The sequence below is a fragment of the Lysinibacillus sp. FSL W8-0992 genome, assembly GCF_038008685.1.
Classification (GTDB): Bacteria; Bacillota; Bacilli; order Bacillales_A; family Planococcaceae; genus Lysinibacillus.
The window spans coordinates 2,127,746-2,145,914 of sequence record NZ_JBBOZQ010000001.1 but is presented as its reverse complement, the minus strand read 5'-3'; the positions used below and the strand labels follow the sequence as shown (position 1 = coordinate 2,145,914).

The following is an 18,169-nucleotide window of genomic DNA, read 5'->3' as shown; positions in this document are numbered from 1 at the left end:
TTAGCACATGTGGCACCAGCTTTATATTAAATGGCTGTCCAACCTCCATCAATAACTAATTCCGCTCCGGTCATGAAACGTGATTCATCAGATGCAAGGAATAGTACTCCGTAAGCAACATCTTCTGGGTTTCCGAAATAAGGAAGCTGAGTGAACGTTTGATAGAATGGTAATGCGTCCTTAAAGGAATCAGCAGTCATAGGTGTCTCAATAATACCAGGGTGAACGGAATTTACTCTTATTTTATCTTTTCCATATTCTACAGCAGCTGATTTAGATAAAGAGCGTAATGCCCCTTTTGCAGCTGTGTATGGACTTGATCCAGCCATACCCACTATCCCACCAATAGATGAAATATTAATTAAAGAACCACCACCTGCTTTTTGCATCTCTGGAATTACATATTTCATCCCAAGTACACAGCCGTTTAAATTAATATCCATTACTCTATTCCATTCATCCATTTCCATTTGAGTCATCGTTTTTGGACTGGCTACTCCAGCATTATTGACTAGTACATCTACCTTACCGTAATGGTTTATTGCTTCCTGAATAACATCTTTCCACTCTTCCTCAGATGTCACATTATGCTTTAATCCAATTGCATCTCCGCCGTTTTCTTTAATTTCACTAATTACCTCTTTTAATAAATCATCTCTAATATCCGTTGCGACTACTTTTGCTCCTTCACTTGCGAATAGCTTAGCTTCCGACGCTCCCATCCCTAGTGCTGCACCAGTGATAATTGCTACTTTACCTGTTAAACGTCCCATTTTAATCATCCTTTTCAAAATTATATATTCTTCTCAAACTTTTAAAAAATAGCTTCTACAAAAATACTTCATGTATACCTAGGATATTTATATTATACATTACATATATATATATTGTGAAGTTATTTACACCGTGTTAATTAAATATTATTTTGAAACATGATTATCGACCACCGATATATGTGACGTATTGAAATGAAAAAGACGGTATAGTTATGTCTTTCGAAATCAATAAAGAAACCTTAAATAAAATCAATGGGGAAAACTTCTTGACTAATAATATTCCAAACGTCGTTAATAATTACTTTGAACATCAAGCATTTCAAAACTAATCACTCAAATTCATTTGATTAAATCAGAAATTTATTTGAAAAATAGTTAAATAAATAAATAAAACCTTTGTAACTATTATATACCTTGGTATATAATAGTTCTATGATTTCCCTATGATTGTTCTGTACTCAATCTGTTTAATTTTAGCAGTAGTGAACATTGTTCTATACTTTATCATGAAAAGAGGTGACTAATTATATGGCTGAGCAAAAAACAACAGACGCACAAAAAAAGGCTACACAGGCATATCGAGAACGCAATAGAGAAAAGACACGTCAACAGTCCGCTAAAAGTGCAGCTAAAACATACATTAATAAATATTGTGGATTAGATGATTTAAATGAATTAAAAAAGCTGATCGAGGAACGTGAAAAGGAATTGCAAAATGAATAATCAAAAAGGACCAGGTACTCACATGAGCGCCTAGTCTTTATTTTGATGACTTATATGATAGATTTTTGTTTGAAACCTAATCATAAAAGCCACACTCAAATAAATGAACGTGGCATTTATTGTTATAGAAAATCCTTATTTTAGTTAACAAATGTAGAAATTTTTCCACTATATGTAGCTAAATAACCCTTTCCCGCTGGCACTGCTCCTTGTAATTTTAGATTTCCTCTATATAAATAGCCATCAATCCATTTTTCGTAAGGATACAATGTTGGGATAGAGCTATTAAATGTATAGTACACTTGTTGCGATGCATCTGCATAAAGATAAAAACCTCGTGGATTAATATCAGATTTAGTGATTGTCTCTGATATGATTTCCCCATCTTCATATTCTTTATTGATGTCAAAACCAAGAGGTAGTTCTGTTACTGGTTCAGATACTGGATCCGTTACCTGTTCTGTTACAGGTATAAATTTCTCACCATCGTTAAAGCTTGCTTCTTCGGTAGCTATAGAGATTCCTGAAAATGCAAAAAATCCAAAAACTAATGTTAACGTACACAACAAAATACTTAGTCTCTTCATTTCCTTCATCATCTCCTTTATAATATAAATCAATTTGATTATAAATAGTAATCACATGATTTTCAATATTTTTTTATAATTCAGATTACTATGATTAATTTACTATTAGCTAGTGGTATATTCTTGAAATAAGCAAGTCCAGGCTCAATATTAATTGAGTACTTAAGTTTTTATAAGTGGCTTGGATTACCATCCCAATTTGCCTAAAAGATAATATAAAAAATAGCCAATTGCCTTATTTCGGCAGTTGGCTATTTTTTATACAAGCACTAACGTTCGTTTATTTACTTCCATTTCTTTCTGAGATAGGTTCTTATTGATAATCTCTGAACTTACAAACACATGATTCGTAATTAAGAAAGTTAACAGCGTTTTTAAGATGATGATTTTCTTTATGCCCTGTTGTAAAATAACTATCTTTGAAAATTGTAATGTTGCCATACGGTTCGCCAATATATACTCTTGGGCACAGGTAATCTCCTTCCCATTTGGGTGACAGCCTAAAGTAAAATTGCCTGCGTATGAATCTTTCAATACATTAGGATGCATAGAATGATAATGTACCTCAGTAATTGAGTCCTCATCTTGCATTAGTTGATGTACCACTAAATAATGTTTTAATGCACCTTTTAAGTCAATCGCAATTGCAGTGTCTGCCAAAATCGTACGATAGTATGCAAGCACAACTTCAGCTTTACCTAAATATGGTTTCACCTCTACTACTATTTCACCAGAGGGATGTACAAATAGCTCTAAAATTGTTTCGTTTATATCATCCGTTAACGTGATAGTGGTTTGCCCATATTGCAAACTTTTAAAAAATATTCTACTGTCGACTATGTACCCAGCAATAATTTGTTCATTTTCAATTCGCATGGATTTCGCTACAATTCCTAAGACTTTTACAGAATTATGCATTAAGTAAACATTTTGCTGAAATGAGGTTTTCATACAATGAAAATTAACGATACGATTTTCTAGCAATTTTTTCAACATTTGCTCCCTCTCCAACCTTTTAATTAATCATGAACCTATTTTAAAAGGCTTTGTTGAACAATTTCTGAACAATTCAACAATTTTCGAGTATTTTTGACAAAAAAGCAATGGTTAGGTCGTTAAAAAAATACTTTAAAAAATTCACTTTTTTTCATATATAAGTATTTATTAATTCAACCTTACCTTATTTTTCAGTTCTATTTTAACAAAGTGAAAAAGTGAACCTTGAGGATGAAAGCAATGATTTGCGTAACGTTCTATACGTGTATCATGTATTCAGCATACATACTCTTAATATTATCTGGCACTGGCACGCCTAACTCTTCCTGTAACTTTTGCTGGATCATATCAAAACATTGTGTACAATCTTGTTTTTTATTTTTCTCGATTAAAAATTGCAAGAGCAAAAACATGTATTGCTCATTAAATTCATCGATCTCTAGCATCTTTTGTAGACAATTTAGTTTTAGCAATGGATTAATTTCATTCGTATGAGCGATATACATTTCTAATAAATGTAATACGCTTTGTTTTAAGCGAAGTTGTATTTGAATCGCCCAATGATATTCTTCCTCCGCTAAAAAATCATCTTCATAGCAATTTAATAATTGTTGCATTGCTTGTTCATCATAATGCTCTCTTTCTAACAACTGTAATAGTTCCTCATAATCACTATCAATTTCGATATTTAATTGATAATGATTATTTACTAATAGAATCGGATTTTCACTACCATTTTGCTTCAAAATTTTGCGTAATTGATAGATGGATGTATGTAAATTAGCCCCAGCTTTCTCTATCTCTGCTTCTGGCCATAATTCTTCCATAATTACAGTATTTAATAGCGGCTTATTCCGATTAAACCATAAATATAAAAACAATTCCTTTACTTTTCTTGTACGCCATTTCACAATTTGCTGTTGAACATCTAAAAGACGAAAGCTACCAAAAGTATGTGCGTACATATGTAATTCATTTTTTTAGATTGCATTTCTTGCCGTAGACTAAATACTTGTTGTACTTTTATCACTGCCTTTAATAGACGGTTTTCTCGAACTGGCTTTAATAAATAATCTGTTGCTTCTATATCAAAAGCATCTACAGCAAACTTCGCATGGGCTGTCACAAAAATAATTTGCATATTTGGATATTTAACTAGTAACTTTTTGGCAACTTGCAACCCATGAACGTCAATCATCTCCATATCTAAAAAAACGACATCTACTCGTTCTTTTTCAAAAAGTGCAAATGCATCCTTTACATTTGTATACGTACCTTTAATGCAAAACGTAAATTGTGTAAGCTTTTCTAGCATAATTCTTAACACATCTATTGCCATTTTTTCATCATCAATTATGACTATATTCACTATGCATCACCTTCTGGTAATAGAATAATAACAGTAGTTCCTTTACCTTCTTCACTATATATACGCAAACTGGCCTTTTTAATAAGCTTAAATTTTTTCAACGGATTCGTAAATCCAATACGTGAGTTTTCTTCATTTACTAATCGTTGCAACTTTTCTTCTGAGATACCGATCCCATTATCATAAATTTTTATACGTATAAATTGACCTTCTCGTTGCACACTCACCTCAATAGTACCACCTTCTTTTTTCTTCGAAATCCCATGAAAAACTGAATTTTCAACTATAGGCTGAATTGATAATGCTGGAATCAAAGATTGAACGGACTCATCAATATCATATGCAACTGTAAGACGATCACCAAAGCGCATTTTTTCAATATAGAGATATGCTTTTACAAGGTCTATTTCATCTTCTATAGAAACCATGCTGTTACGATAATGGACATTCAGCTTGGCACGGAAATAAGTTGCTAAACTGTATAACGCCTCTCGTGTGTTTTCTATATCTGTATAGCTTAAGCCGATAATAGTATTAAGTGTATTGTAGACAAAATGAGGAGTTACTTGCGCATATAAATAATTCATTTCATCCTCAATCGCATCAATGGAAGATTGTCGAACTGCTAGTAATGATTGAATACGCACTAGTAATTCATCCATCGCAATCGGTTTTGGCAGATAATCATTTGCCCCAACTTGTAAAGATAACACTAAATCTGAATGCTGCATAATTGCTGTTAAAACAATAATCGGTAATTCCAACATATCGTATTGTTTTCGTACTTGTTTGCATAATTCATAGCCTGACATACCATTCATCATTAAGTCGACTAACATGCAATCTACTTTATGTTTCTTTATATAATCCATCGCATCAAACCCATTATCTACCCCAATAACGGTATAGCCTTTTTGAATTAATGCGTCCACTAGTACTTTTATATTCACATGATCATCATCAACAACGAGTATGGATTTGTCATTACCTTTATGCAATAATGGTAAATCTAGCTGTAGTATAGTATTTTCTGCTCGATTGCCCATCTGTTGTTGTGTTTCAATATCTAGTTTTTCGTGTGTGGCAAGCGGCAACGTAAAAGTAAAAATGGTTCCAACACCTAATGTACTTGTTACATGAATTTCCCCATTTAACTGTTCTACTATATTTTTTGAGATACTTAATCCTAATCCAAGTCCCCCACTATTTTTACCTTTCTTTACTTGATAAAAGGAATTAAAAATTCGATCTAAGTCTTGTGAGGGTATACCAATTCCAGTATCGCTTACTTGTATTTCCATATAATCATCACGTACACTAGCTAAGACTGTAATTTGTCCATGTTTTGTATGCTGCAGAGCATTATAGAGTAAATTATATAGCACTTGTTTCAATCGTAATTCATCTGTATACATATGGGGTAAATTTGAATCTACTACACTCATTAATCTTATGGTTGTATCATTCGACATTAAACTACGAATTTCCTCAATTACTTCATTAATTACGCTTATCGGAACAACACGAGGCATAACTCGAACTTCTTCAGTCATATGATTCGAAGAAATTAATAAATCCTCTACTAAATAACCTAATCGTTGTGCGACACTATGTATTAAAATGACATTTTCTTGTTGCTCACGCTTTAAAGGTCCTTGTACACCTTCCATTAACGACTTGGATATATTTAAAATGCCATTTAAAGGTGTACGTAATTCATGAGACGTTTTCAATAAAAATTCATCTTTCATTTGATTATGCATCAATAGCTCTTCCGATAACGCTTGAACTTTCTTAAAAGATGTATTTGCTCGAAAACTAAGCAGAGATGCAAAACTATATAGTGTAAAAATAAACAATAATTGTTCACTATAAACTATAGGTATATCAAAAATATAATACATTACGATTAAAAAAGTATAACAAGTAAGAGATACTAAAAGAATTAGAATATAACGTGAACCTTCTACACCTTTCATAAGCACACGTAATAGCACAAACACATTATAAAGCCCGACAGGAATAAAAATTACTGCAAAGATTATTTTTGAAAGAACTAGATTTTCTATTGGTATAATCATACTATTTTTTGTAATCGGGTTGTAAATCCCATAGATCAAAAAAAGGAAACCTAATAAAATACTAATAATATAAATTGCTTTTTTCCTCATAAACTCCGGATACAAATAATAAAGAAAAAATGCTAAACAAGCATCGACAAGTGGTAAAATCCCTAATTGTAAACGCAATTGTTCATTTATATTTAAATAAGGGAAAATTAGTAAAAATATTTTTTCATTAGTAAACGACATGTACAGTCCGAATAATATAGTGAATAACCCCAAAAACAATTCTTCTTTACGTTTCCGATTTTGACTATACGATATAATATAAATGGCACCGAATACAATATAACCAATACATACAAACGATTCTGCTAAAATTTTCATGCTAAAATCTCTTTGAATCGCTTCCTTTGTTCCAACCTCAATAGGAAAAGTAATACCAGCTTTTGGATAATTATAATTTCCCACATGAATTACAATATCAAGCATTTGATTCTCACTTTTTGCAAACACCGTATATTTATCATCATTTTCGAACTTAAAGTCCTTTAAGGTTTCACTCGGATTCCCCATTCCACCTACAACTTCTCCATTTATGAAAACACGGTTAGATTGGTGAATTGAACGAATGTATAATCCATATTCCCCTTCAATTGGTACATTTATCTTAACATGATATGTTCCTACAGTAAGTCCTTCCTCATTTGGTTCTACAAAACTATTCCAGGTAGACGGAACCTCAATTAGTATTTTTTCGCTCTCATACGCATCAAATGAATCACTTGACGATATTAAGATATTTGGATAGAACGACCATTCTCCGTCTAATTTTAAAATAGTATTTTCTTGTAGTTCTTTTTCTTCAATCGTAACTATCCCATTCTGCGCAATCTGCTGACTACTACTAACAAAATAATCTCCATTGCCAACAAAATATACGATAATAAATAGCATGATAATGGTCACAGTAATGCTAATATTTTTTTTCACTATCACGCATCCCCTACTTGAACACAATTATTTATAACATCAAACTATCAGTTTGTTAAAATTAAATCCATTAGGCAATATGACTTTCACCTGTATTTCTATTATCGGCCCCTTACGCATCTTATCATAGGTCTGTTAAACAAATTCTGAACAAACCATATTGTAAATGCATCGACTAGTATGGATTACTATCACTGATTTTAAGTTATTATTATCACTTTACTCTTTTTAAATATGCAAGCAGGCTAAGGAAATCCGTAGCCTGCTTGTTGTTTATTCATATAACTGCTCTGCACTATCTTCATTTATATAATACGAATGATTTTTCGGCTTTTATGATGAAAAAGTCATTGAAGAGCTAATTATTGAATGCAGAAGGAAATTACAATAATTACTCCCATGTTCCGTAAAACAACTACAATAAAAAAAAAAGAAAGAGTATTCCTTCATTTTTTGTTCAACAAAATTAATGATGAAGATAATCTATGTCATCCTAATTGAACTGATCTGTTGCTTTAGTTTCCACATTCCTTCATAACCTAACCTAATTTTCACAAATTCCTTTAAAGAAGTTATTCAACAATATAGCCCGTTTGTTGTATATATTACCTCACATTTTTAAATCCATTTATTATTTTCCAAAACTAATCAAACTTTTTTTAAACTCACATTATAAATAATCATCGTGAAACTGCCCTTTCTACGAACACTTTTTAAATGATTAAAAAAGAATTGATTGAATAATAAAAGTTAATGGAATATGGGTTGCTCAGAAGTCGCTCGGCTAATTGTATGTAAATAGTTACAATAACCTTATTGCAACTTAGTGCAATAACAATCACGAAGCGATTTTTTAATACCTTTTTTGTGTAGCAAATGGATAGAAACTTTTTATTTTCTATCCATTTCTAACCTAGTATCAAAAAAGGAAAAGCGCTTCAAACCCTTAATATTAAAGGATTTGAAGCGCTTTTCAGTTGGTTCAAACTTATTCTATCTGAACCTTTAGACGTCCCAGGAGGGATTCGAACCCCCGAAGGTGTATAAAAATAAATTTATAGATACTCTTAGCACATCAATAATACCAATGTTTATGAAACAATAGGTATTCTAACTTTGAACAAACTCGGTTAGTCAATCAACTTCTTACATTATTATAAGATGTTTTTGAAATTAATCAACAAATTTCCACATATAACCACCAGCTGTATTCATTATCCCATTGCATCCACGTCTGATTGATGTATCACTAATATTATTTTTTCTTGAAGCTTCAGCAATCGAAGGATATATTTCAATAACTTGATTATTAATTACTTTTGCTACCTTCCTAAATTTTTTCTTAGGTCCTTTTCTCAATCCACTTTCATAAGCGTGTTTATTGTTCCCTTTATGGTTGGTCCACTCGAGATTCATTGCTACGTTGTTTAATTTGTTTCCGTCAATATGATTCACGATATTCATTCCTACACGTCTAGGGACAAAAGCCATCGCAACCAAACGGTGTACTCTTACTAGTTGATATTTTCCATCATCGTTCACTAAATTCATCATATAATACGGTTTTTTTTCATTTACTTTACGAGGTTTCAACAACGATCTATTTTTCTTTAATTTATAACTTCGTACTTTTCCAAAATTACTTACTTCATAATCAGAAAATCCTTCTACCGCTTTCCATATTTCTTTTCCCATTCTATTCACCTCATTACTATTGTATTGAGACAATGAAAAATGTAAGGAAAAACAGAAATTTTTTTTTTTGAATATTAATATACAACAAACATTTGTTCGTGCATATAATTGTATATTATGCACATAGAAAAAACCACGTTAACTTGTAGAGAACGTGGTCAAAAAATGAATGTTATGAAAGCCCGATTATAATCCCTCCATAAATATAATTATTATATTGTGTTTTTATAATTTGTCAGACAAAAATTTAAAATATAATTGATTGCTCCTTGTTTACAAAAAGAAAGTATTCAATATAATAATATAGAACTAAAGAAATATGCTAATAAAATTACGATTTTACTTTAGGTTTATCTCTTTCTTTTACATATAATTCAAATAAAAATGCTACTCGTTCTTCATCTGTTTTGAAATTTCTCCCATAACTTTTATCAACTAATTTATCTAATTGTTGATGTGCTTTTAATAATTGAACAGGCATGGCAATTGGATCATACAAGTCGGCTAGTGTACTTCCATTAGTTATATAACTCTCTCTAATTTCAAGAATTTTCTCTGACTGTTTCTCAATTGCTTTTATTTCTTTTTCTAAGGTGTTGGAAAAATAAAATTATTATATACTATTGTATTTGAATATCGATAATCACTTTTCAAACGACCACATACTGTTCTTGTCCATGCCATGTGCATTGCAGAATTAAGAATGCCAAATATATATTTGGTTTCATCTTTAATTTGAAATGTTGCATTACTACAAATTGTATTTTCATCATAATAACCTATTGGTATTATCTTTCGATTTTCAGATGTTGTACTAGGAATTATTAATTTTTTTTCATTCGTAACTCTATCTTCTGCAAATAGGGTTGGAAATTCAGCCCATTTTCTTGTAGCCTCTTTTTTACTTTCTAATCTCATTTTTTTTACTGCTTCTATTCGTTCCATTACATATGGCATTTTTCTCAGTTCATTGGGTGGACAATCTTTTAAGTATAAAACGTATCTATGTTGACCAGTAGTTAATTCTCTTGCACCAATCCATTTTTTAAAATATGCAGCCGATAGAGGTTCTAAATTAATAAAATCTTTCATTTCTTCTTCAGAAAATAAGAAATTCCCGCCATCTGTTGGTTTTGTACCATAAAGCATAGGTGATATGTTACTTATAGGTTTTGACCGTTTCTCTATAAAAACTGTTGGGGCGTCCAGTAAATATTGATTAATATTCTTCACAGTGGACATCGTTGGGTCTCCGCTAATATCTGGGTAAGAATAAAGACTTTTGGGTAAATCAGGAAAATTACTAAACCCTACAATAATACAATATACAGCAGCTTTACCCCTTGCTTCATTTGTCCATTTAAAAGTCTGATGAGCAAAATGAATTGTAATACGTTTTGTATAAAATAAATGTTTCCATAAAACTATCGCTTGGTCTCCTTGAACGATAGAATTAGTTGAAACGAAACCTACTTTTATTTTTGTTAATTGAATATAGTCAGCAGCTTTTATATACCAAGCTGTAACGTAATCCAATGAACCTGAGTTTTTGATTTTTTCTATAATTGGCTTAATATCCTCTTTTTGTTCATCGCTCATAATTGATGAACCAACAAATGGTGGATTACCAAGAATATAGCTTAGATTCTTACTAGGTACTACATCATTCCAATTAATTTGTAATGAGTTCCCATAAACAATATTAGCTTTTTTCTTCAAAGGTAAACGAACAAAGTATTCACCAAATTCGTTACTAACAAGCATATTCATTTGATGGTCAATTAGCCATAAAGCAACTTGTGCAATCTGAGATGCAAATTCATCGATTTCTATTCCGTAAAATTGGTCAACATCAATCCAAACAAATTCGTCAATTTCTAATACCATTTGTCCTTTGAGCTGTTGTCTTAAAATTTCTAATTCTAGTAACCTAAGTTCTCTGTAAGCAATAATCAAGAAATTCCCACAACCACACGCAGGGTCAAAAAATGTTAATGTGCTTAATTTCTTATGAAAATCTTGTAATTTCCGTTCGTTATTTTTTACTGATTCAAATTCATTCCACAAATCATCAAGGAATAACGGCTTTATTACCTTTAAGATATTTTCTTCACTTGTATAATGGGCACCTAATGTCCGTCTTTGTTCAGCATTCATAACGCTTTGGAACAATGAACCAAAAACTGCTGGAGAAATTCTACCCCAATCTAAAGCCGAACATTCAATTAATAAATCTCTCATTTCAGTATCAAATGAAGCTAGTGGTAGTTGAGCTTCAAATAAGCCACCATTTACATAAGGAAATTTATTTAATGTTTCATCAATATTTGTAAAGCGATTTTCGAATGGCGTATTCAACACATTGAAGATATTACCAATATGTAAAGCAAGGTCTCTTCCATCTTCTTTTGTTTCATGTTCTATATAATCTCTAAATAAATTTTTCTCGAATATCCCCGTATCATCTGCAAATAAACAAAACAGCAATCTGACTAGATAAACCTCAAGCTGATTGCCAGAGTAACCAATGGCTTTTAATTTATCATGCAATTCTCCCATTTTTTCAGCTGCATGAATATTTACAGGATCTTGTTCTTTTAGCTCTTGTTTTTGATAACCTGCTATGAAACCAAATAGCTCAATATTTTGATGGAGTTGGTCAATTGTAAATGTCCTTTTTGCATCAGTTTCTAAGTCATATAAAGCAAACCTTTCAAAATCCGAAACTAAGATGTATTTCGGTAATTCCGATTCTTTTAAACCTGGAAAATAATCCTTCGCTTGCTTGTAGGCTCTTTCTAAATCTTTACCTCTAGATTTGTGTTCAATTATTAAAACACCTTTCCAAAGCAAATCAATATAGCCATTGCCATCAAGTGTTTTTACTTTTTGTTCAAAAGTAGCAACACGTCTACGAGAAATACCAAAAACATTAAAGAATCCATCCCAAAAAGATTTTGCTTCTGCATTTTCACTCGTTTCATCTTTCCATTCTTTGGTGAAACTAATAGCTCTCGCTCTTATTTCGTTCCAGCTTAACATTGCCAAATTTAATTGCCCCCATTTTTACTTGTAAATGTAGTTAATTAAATTCTACTACAAATTTTACCGCTGTGCTTGCAATATTAAAGTGAAGCAACAATTGAGTTACTTCACGATAATTCCAATATAAAATCTGTGAATTGTTCTTGATTGACTTCATAAAGCTCACTGCAAATACTTAAAGCATTTATCAATGAAAAAATAATATCTGTTTTATTTTTAGCAGTTTTGACTTTCTCAACATAATACAGATTATCCGTTTGCTTCATTTCAACTGCTCCCCATTCATGTACCATCATTGAATTATCAAAGAATAAGCGTTTTTGCATTATTGCTTGACGTAGTAATGAAATACCAAAGTGACGACCAGTTTTATTTTGCTGAATAATTTCAAATTGCGTAGTGTAAAAAGGTTCGTAACTTTGTAAGTTTTGAACCAAATTCCCAGCATTGAAATGGTCATAAGCAATATGCGTTAGCTTCACGCCCAATTGATTTGGGAGATTTACGATAAAGTCCTCGATCTCTTTATAATTAATCATTAGCATATGGTTATGTTCAATTCACAAATCAAATAGAAAAACCTGCTCCCGAAAAAGAAAAAGCAATTGTTGTTGAAAATTCTGGATTACCGCTTGAAAATAAAATTGTTACAAAAGAAGAATTGCTTTATCCTGACAATTTAATAGAACACAAAGTGAACGAAGCCATTCACAACATGTCTCATCAAAAGGTTGAAGCTAAAGTAAAATGGGGTCACACGCAAATAGCACAAGAAAAAGTTGAACGATTATTGGCTGTATGCAAAATGAACGATTATAAATATAATGATCTTTACATTTCAATATTAGAAAGATGGTCGAAAGGTGATTTTTCAAACGCAGTTGACGAGCATAATTCCATTTGGGAAATGCAAGGCGGTGACGAATCAACAAATTCAGGAAAAGCAACTCGCTTGTTAAGTCCCGTGGAAGAGCAAGCTTACATTGAAAACAACCTTGAATTTGATTTATATGATAAGTAGCACGTGGTCAATTTTTAGTTGATTAAAACTGACCTGATGTGTTTACTAAACACTACAGCTTTCATTGTCATAACAAGAAGTTATTTAAATGACGGCAATTACGAAACCACCAAATTACTAATTAAATTAAATTAAATTAAATTACGGTGGAGGTTTTACAATATGGACAAACAAAAAGAACCAAAAGCAGTTGGGAAAAAGAATATTTATAAGAAGTCTTTGTTTGAGGAACTTGTGAAACGAGGTAATAATTTCAGTCATTCAATGCGGAACGGTAAGCGTCCAAAATATCAGGTGTATGTGTTTGAGGTCACACCCAAATTGATTGAAGATATGCTTGATATAACTGCAAATGAACGAAAAAACAGAATAAATTTATTTGATGAATCACAAGATCAATAACGTCACTAAACGTCATTTGCTTAACCGTAGGTGACGGTTTTTATTTGGTTGAATATTCCCTGTTATTCTATTGGAAAATTAATGCCAGTGACGTATGCTGTATGTAAGGAGGTGATACATATGTCTGATTTATTTTTCTGCTGTACAAAATATGAATGCTTCATTGAATGAAAGTAAGAGAAAAATGGATGCATTTAACGCTGAAAAATATCAGCGAGAAGTAGAAAATCATAAGGCTTTATTAAAAATTGCTGACAACACTAAAGGTATTAATGAATTAATATCTTTAGTACGTCAAGGCAATGATATAAATAAAGAAGCATTTGCTTTACTCCAAGAAATGCAAACTATTATGACTGCTCAAAGTCCAGAAGAAGCAGAAACAATTTTCCATGAAGTGATGGGTAAAGCAACCCAAGCGAAAGAAAATATAGATACGCTTCAATCCCTCATAGGATATGGGAAAATGTTAGGTAAAATAATATTTCCAGAATCAACTTTTTTCGATTAACAGCGTCCTTTCTAGGACGTTTTTTTCTTTATATATGAAGAAAACCATCTTCTGAATTTTTTCTGAATTATCTCCGAGTAGCCGTCTTACAGGGTGTTTGTTATTAAATATAATGACGTTGTAATCAAAAATAACACACATTAAATTTGGAGGAATTATATTATGAAAACAATCGAACTATCTTATGAAGGAACCGTATTTAACAAAATAGCTGGAAATGAGAGCAAAGCGATGTACTACAACGAAAAGCTAAACAATTTGCTTATCGTAACAACTGACGAAAAAGCAGAAATGCAAAAAAATTACGCTGAAAGTATAGCTGAAGAACTAAAAAATGGTGACATTGATGAAGACGAAGTTACTTTTGATGAAAATGGCAATATTATCGTTGAGCTAGATGATGTAGAGTTTAATGATACAATCGAAGATGCTTTTAATTATATTGTCAATGACCGTTGGGATGATTTCTGTATTGCAGCAGAATACTCTAAAAACACAGTTATTTTAATTCATAAACCATATTATACAACTACGGATTATATCATTAATTATGATTTTAACCCAAAAGGTTTCATTGTTAAACTAGTTACTGAAGCAATTGAAAACTTCTATGCTCAACTGCCAGAAGAAATGATTCCTTACAAAACAATTGAAATTGCTAAAGGAATTGCTTACCGTTTCGGAGATATTCCAGATGCCGTTATTGAAGAAATTCGGACAGGTAATTTTTTATGATGAATTTGAAGTTGTAGATTTCTTAGTATTGACTGGAAGTGAATCACAAGATCAATAACGTCACTAAATGTCACTGTTTAATCGCAGTGACGTTTTTATTTGTATACGAAAGTTACTATCATTCTATTGGAAAAACAATGCCAGTGACGTATGCTGTATGTAAGATAATAACATAGGAGTGTGAACTGGAATGAATAAAGAAGATAACAATGAATACGAAATAATAAATGCAAAAGGCGGAAAATTAGCGAAATTCGGAAATGGCACCAAAGCATTACTAAGTAACATTGGGAACAAAATTAGCGATTTGCCTGACTTTGCTAGAGACATATTAAAATCAACTGAAAAATCCGAAGCAAGTTTTACTGAATTTGCACAGCAAGACAAGGATATGATTAGTAAAATAGTAGAAAATAAACTTGCGTCAGGTAATTACACTGACGAGGAGCTAGAAAAGTGGTATGCTGAAACCAAAAAAGTTACTGAAGAACAAGCAGAAATGCTCGATAAATTCGACAAAAATAAAAAAGAAATACTTGTAATCGTAAGCGGTTGTTTATTGACTGCATTGACATTAGCTCTTGAAAGTAGAAATAATAAAGCATAAGCATCCTAGCGAAAATATATTGGTCCATATTTTATCATTCATACATCACTAACACGTTTAGCCATCCGCTAGGCGTGTTAGTGATGTATGAATATTCCTATTATTCTATTGGAAAGTTAATGCCAATGTCGTATGCTGTAAATTGGGGTGATATATATGGCATTTACTAAAGATAAATGGATAAAAAGAATAAAATCTCGTACTGATATAAGTGCACATGTTTATCATTTAACTAAAGCCGAAGTTGATGGTGATGGCAAAAAAGTTTTAGATGCTTTAGAACGATTATTAAAAATAGTTAGTGAGAGGAAAATTAATGGTAGTACAACAAAATCAGGTTTTATAACTGGAGATCGAAAAGCAGTATGTTTCCAAGATGCACCTATTACAGGAATTGTTCAAAATGTGCTTCATGAAAATGATTACAGGGAAGAACTTGGTGGTAAAACACGCTATACTTATCTTGGCATAGCCTTTCCTAAGCCCTACATTTTCCAAAACGGCGGGAGACCAGTTCTTTATGAAGAAAAGGAAGTAGCAAAAAAAATTCTTCCGCAAGAAGAATGGTGGCGAATTGTTGATTATAATTTATCCGATAAAAATAAAATTATTGATTGGACACATGAGCGTGAGTGGAGAATGCCAACTGATGAGTTTCATTTCGATCTGTCAAAAGCAATATTATTAGTACCTAACTCGTTCAGGCACAGTGAATTGATTGAAAAACTTCCTGAAGAAGACTTAAAAACTGTTTCGGGCATTATTCAAATTTCTCCAATATTAAATTAGTCATCGTTTTTAAACGCACCAGTTTTAAATAACTGGTGCGTTTTTTTTATATATAAAGAAACACAATTTTTAAAATTATTTTCATTTGCTACCTTACATTTTATTTTTGTTCAATACAATGTAATTGTAAAATCTAAATTTAACGGAGATGAAAATAATGAACAGAATTGAAAAATTTGAATTGCCAATGATTTATGGCCAAGTGGGAGAAAAAATAAAAGGTCCTTTTTATACAACTGCTGAGGCGAGTAAACATTTTGGATTGAATGTTGAAGCAGCCGCTACATCAATTAAAACAAATAGCAAAATGAAAAATATCAAATTTTTTATCAACGGTTCAAAAGAATTTGTTTTTAACGAACCAGACATAATCGGAGCAAAACAAGAAAATCTAATGATAAGAGCAACAAAGTCTCACCCCCACAATGAAAATTCGCTTTTACACAATTTAAAAGTTTGTGGTTTTGAAAATCCAATAATTTCAAAATTTGATGGCGTAAAATCCATAGTACAAGTTGAATGTTGTAATGTTGAATGTGATGGAATTGTTAATAAAAGAAATTACAATCATTTAACACAAACCACACAATTTTGTGCTCCAAGATGTGAAAAATGTAAAGGATTGTATAAAGCAAATTCCGCATGGAACAGAGCTGTTTAAATAAACACTATACACCGTTGGCTGTCCGCTAGCGGTGTTTTTTATTATCGGTAATTTCCCCTCAAGTATAAATAAAAACACCACTCATGACGAGCAGTGTTCGTTTAACGATTATAAATAATTTCTCAAGGCATCGACCACTTCTTCAACGTCAATATCTAAATATTGAGTAGTAACTGCTAGATCACTGTGTCCTAATGCTTTGCTAATTATCGGAATTGGAACACCTTTTTCATAAAGATTTTTAGCATATGCTCGGCGTATAGAGTGAGCGTTGATATTTGGTAGATCATAACGCTTGGAATATTTGTTCAATTGTTTGCTTATGGCATTATTGGTTGATTTACCATTTATACTCTCGCCTTTTTTGGTTATGAACAAAAAATCATTTTCTACTTCATAATGCGAGCGAATTAAATTATTTTGCATGATTAATATTTTGTACATTCTCAGCAATTGTTCGTCTAATGGCAGTTTTAATAAATTATGATTTTTCATAATGCTTCCTGGCAGAATCAATGATTTATCAGTAAAATCAATGTATTTGCTTTCGATTAGTCCCAATGTTTTTATACGGACACCTGTTTTATACATCGTCAGTATCGCCACTGCATCTCGTAAACCAATAAATGTTGTCGTATCCAAGAGTGAAAGCAAAACGTTTAAATCGTTTGAAGTTGCACCTTTCTTCACTTTCTTATCGACTTTGATTTGAATGTTTAACCAAAACTTATTCGGCAACCAACCATTATTGTGGCATTTCCCCAATACTGCTTTCAAACATTTTAATCGAGTTAATTTTGTAGAATCCCCTACGTTCATATTTTCTAGCCATGTGTAAATTGTATTCACATTAATTTCTTCAACGTATTTAATTCCAGTTGCTTCAACGAATTGATTAAAAATTAATTTGTAATCTTTTAATGTACGTTCACGATAGCCATTCAGCTCCATTTGACGAGCAATGTTTTCAAGAGCCTTTTCCGTAGTCATTCCTTTCGGTTCTAGTGCTACTTCTTTCGGTTTTAAAACATCAGCGGCGATAGTAACATCGAATATTCCTTTTTTCTTTGTCAAAACAAAAAACCTCCAATAATAATATTGGAAGTTGATTGTAACGATTTTTTGGGGAGTTTTATGTTAGGTTCGAATACCTTTAGTAATACCTACGCCTTACAAACCGTTGGTACTATTGA

General features: G+C 31.7%; 19 protein-coding genes. 8 read left to right on the top strand and 11 right to left on the bottom strand.

The window, feature by feature from the left end; all coding sequences use genetic code 11:
- Positions 1 to 26 precede the first annotated feature (26 nt).
- Positions 27 to 773 carry an SDR family NAD(P)-dependent oxidoreductase gene (locus tag NSQ74_RS10605; protein WP_340823211.1) on the bottom strand — a complete coding sequence of 249 codons (747 nt, stop codon included), beginning with the start codon at positions 771 to 773 and terminating at the stop codon, positions 27 to 29.
- Positions 774 to 1,304: 531 nt separating this feature from the next.
- On the opposite strand from NSQ74_RS10605, the gene NSQ74_RS10600 reads away from it, so the two are divergent.
- On the top strand, positions 1,305 to 1,499 hold the full coding sequence (locus NSQ74_RS10600) for a hypothetical protein (RefSeq protein WP_340823210.1): 195 nt from the start codon (positions 1,305 to 1,307) through the stop codon (positions 1,497 to 1,499).
- Positions 1,500 to 1,639: 140 nt separating this feature from the next.
- On the opposite strand, the gene NSQ74_RS10595 is transcribed toward NSQ74_RS10600, so the two are convergent.
- The 9 genes from NSQ74_RS10595 to NSQ74_RS10555 form a co-directional block, all read right to left on the bottom strand.
- Entirely contained in the window at positions 1,640 to 2,086 is a 447-nt protein-coding gene (locus NSQ74_RS10595) for a hypothetical protein (protein ID WP_340823208.1), read from the bottom strand.
- Positions 2,087 to 2,344: 258 nt separating this feature from the next.
- Positions 2,345 to 3,082, bottom strand: a complete 738-nt coding sequence (locus NSQ74_RS10590; protein ID WP_340823207.1) for a hypothetical protein — start codon at positions 3,080 to 3,082, stop codon at positions 2,345 to 2,347.
- A gap of 257 nt (positions 3,083 to 3,339) precedes the next feature.
- Entirely contained in the window at positions 3,340 to 4,047 is a 708-nt protein-coding gene (locus tag NSQ74_RS10585; protein WP_340823206.1) for an AfsR/SARP family transcriptional regulator, read from the bottom strand.
- A complete protein-coding gene (locus tag NSQ74_RS10580) occupies positions 4,011 to 4,451 on the bottom strand; it encodes a LytR/AlgR family response regulator transcription factor (RefSeq protein ID WP_340823205.1) in 441 nt (146 codons plus the stop codon). Before NSQ74_RS10580 ends, NSQ74_RS10585 begins: the two co-directional genes overlap by 37 nt.
- Positions 4,451 to 7,507, bottom strand: coding sequence for a hybrid sensor histidine kinase/response regulator (locus NSQ74_RS10575; protein WP_340823203.1), 3,057 nt, complete (start codon positions 7,505 to 7,507; stop codon positions 4,451 to 4,453). Before NSQ74_RS10575 ends, NSQ74_RS10580 begins: the two co-directional genes overlap by 1 nt.
- A gap of 1,173 nt (positions 7,508 to 8,680) precedes the next feature.
- On the bottom strand, positions 8,681 to 9,202 hold the full coding sequence (locus NSQ74_RS10570; protein WP_340823202.1) for an NUMOD4 domain-containing protein: 522 nt from the start codon (positions 9,200 to 9,202) through the stop codon (positions 8,681 to 8,683).
- A gap of 331 nt (positions 9,203 to 9,533) precedes the next feature.
- Positions 9,534 to 9,782, bottom strand: a complete 249-nt coding sequence (locus NSQ74_RS10565) for a type IIL restriction-modification enzyme MmeI (RefSeq protein WP_340826444.1) — start codon at positions 9,780 to 9,782, stop codon at positions 9,534 to 9,536.
- A gap of 8 nt (positions 9,783 to 9,790) precedes the next feature.
- On the bottom strand, positions 9,791 to 12,244 hold the full coding sequence (locus NSQ74_RS10560) for a class I SAM-dependent DNA methyltransferase (RefSeq protein WP_340826442.1): 2,454 nt from the start codon (positions 12,242 to 12,244) through the stop codon (positions 9,791 to 9,793).
- A gap of 110 nt (positions 12,245 to 12,354) precedes the next feature.
- Positions 12,355 to 12,792 carry a terminase TerL endonuclease subunit gene (locus NSQ74_RS10555; RefSeq protein ID WP_340823201.1) on the bottom strand — a complete coding sequence of 146 codons (438 nt, stop codon included), beginning with the start codon at positions 12,790 to 12,792 and terminating at the stop codon, positions 12,355 to 12,357.
- Between the two features lie 170 nt (positions 12,793 to 12,962).
- Between NSQ74_RS10555 and NSQ74_RS10550 the strand changes: the two genes are divergently transcribed.
- From NSQ74_RS10550 to NSQ74_RS10520, 7 genes are all read left to right on the top strand, one after another.
- Positions 12,963 to 13,268, top strand: coding sequence for a DUF6241 domain-containing protein (locus tag NSQ74_RS10550; protein WP_340823200.1), 306 nt, complete (start codon positions 12,963 to 12,965; stop codon positions 13,266 to 13,268).
- 162 nt (positions 13,269 to 13,430) lie between these two features.
- Positions 13,431 to 13,670, top strand: coding sequence for a hypothetical protein (locus NSQ74_RS10545; protein WP_340823198.1), 240 nt, complete (start codon positions 13,431 to 13,433; stop codon positions 13,668 to 13,670).
- Positions 13,671 to 13,821: 151 nt separating this feature from the next.
- A complete protein-coding gene (locus NSQ74_RS10540; RefSeq protein WP_340823197.1) occupies positions 13,822 to 14,181 on the top strand; it encodes a hypothetical protein in 360 nt (119 codons plus the stop codon).
- 162 nt (positions 14,182 to 14,343) lie between these two features.
- Positions 14,344 to 14,916: a hypothetical protein gene (locus NSQ74_RS10535; protein ID WP_340823196.1), complete on the top strand. Its 573-nt coding sequence runs from the start codon at positions 14,344 to 14,346 to the stop codon at positions 14,914 to 14,916.
- A gap of 190 nt (positions 14,917 to 15,106) precedes the next feature.
- Positions 15,107 to 15,523: a hypothetical protein gene (locus NSQ74_RS10530; protein WP_340823195.1), complete on the top strand. Its 417-nt coding sequence runs from the start codon at positions 15,107 to 15,109 to the stop codon at positions 15,521 to 15,523.
- A gap of 156 nt (positions 15,524 to 15,679) precedes the next feature.
- Positions 15,680 to 16,312 carry a DUF2971 domain-containing protein gene (locus NSQ74_RS10525; RefSeq protein ID WP_340823194.1) on the top strand — a complete coding sequence of 211 codons (633 nt, stop codon included), beginning with the start codon at positions 15,680 to 15,682 and terminating at the stop codon, positions 16,310 to 16,312.
- Between the two features lie 157 nt (positions 16,313 to 16,469).
- Positions 16,470 to 16,973, top strand: a complete 504-nt coding sequence (locus NSQ74_RS10520; RefSeq protein WP_340823193.1) for a hypothetical protein — start codon at positions 16,470 to 16,472, stop codon at positions 16,971 to 16,973.
- A gap of 111 nt (positions 16,974 to 17,084) precedes the next feature.
- Here the strand turns inward: NSQ74_RS10520 and NSQ74_RS10515 are convergent, their stop codons facing one another.
- On the bottom strand, positions 17,085 to 18,050 hold the full coding sequence (locus NSQ74_RS10515; protein WP_340823192.1) for a tyrosine-type recombinase/integrase: 966 nt from the start codon (positions 18,048 to 18,050) through the stop codon (positions 17,085 to 17,087).
- Between the last annotated feature and the right edge of the window lie 119 nt (positions 18,051 to 18,169).

Coding starts and splice junctions, on each gene's coding strand:
- NSQ74_RS10535 (WP_340823196.1), top strand. CDS start 14,344: ATGAAAACAATCGAACTATCTTATGAAGGAACCGTATTTAACAAAATA.
- NSQ74_RS10520 (WP_340823193.1), top strand. CDS start 16,470: ATGAACAGAATTGAAAAATTTGAATTGCCAATGATTTATGGCCAAGTG.
- NSQ74_RS10600 (WP_340823210.1), top strand. CDS start 1,305: ATGGCTGAGCAAAAAACAACAGACGCACAAAAAAAGGCTACACAGGCA.
- NSQ74_RS10585 (WP_340823206.1), bottom strand. CDS start 4,047: ATGTACGCACATACTTTTGGTAGCTTTCGTCTTTTAGATGTTCAACAG.
- NSQ74_RS10525 (WP_340823194.1), top strand. CDS start 15,680: ATGGCATTTACTAAAGATAAATGGATAAAAAGAATAAAATCTCGTACT.
- NSQ74_RS10530 (WP_340823195.1), top strand. CDS start 15,107: ATGAATAAAGAAGATAACAATGAATACGAAATAATAAATGCAAAAGGC.
- NSQ74_RS10540 (WP_340823197.1), top strand. CDS start 13,822: ATGAATGCTTCATTGAATGAAAGTAAGAGAAAAATGGATGCATTTAAC.
- NSQ74_RS10550 (WP_340823200.1), top strand. CDS start 12,963: ATGTCTCATCAAAAGGTTGAAGCTAAAGTAAAATGGGGTCACACGCAA.
- NSQ74_RS10545 (WP_340823198.1), top strand. CDS start 13,431: ATGGACAAACAAAAAGAACCAAAAGCAGTTGGGAAAAAGAATATTTAT.
- NSQ74_RS10595 (WP_340823208.1), bottom strand. CDS start 2,086: ATGAAGAGACTAAGTATTTTGTTGTGTACGTTAACATTAGTTTTTGGA.
- NSQ74_RS10570 (WP_340823202.1), bottom strand. CDS start 9,202: ATGGGAAAAGAAATATGGAAAGCGGTAGAAGGATTTTCTGATTATGAA.
- NSQ74_RS10560 (WP_340826442.1), bottom strand. CDS start 12,244: ATGTTAAGCTGGAACGAAATAAGAGCGAGAGCTATTAGTTTCACCAAA.
- NSQ74_RS10555 (WP_340823201.1), bottom strand. CDS start 12,792: ATGCTAATGATTAATTATAAAGAGATCGAGGACTTTATCGTAAATCTC.
- NSQ74_RS10605 (WP_340823211.1), bottom strand. CDS start 773: ATGGGACGTTTAACAGGTAAAGTAGCAATTATCACTGGTGCAGCACTA.
- NSQ74_RS10590 (WP_340823207.1), bottom strand. CDS start 3,082: ATGTTGAAAAAATTGCTAGAAAATCGTATCGTTAATTTTCATTGTATG.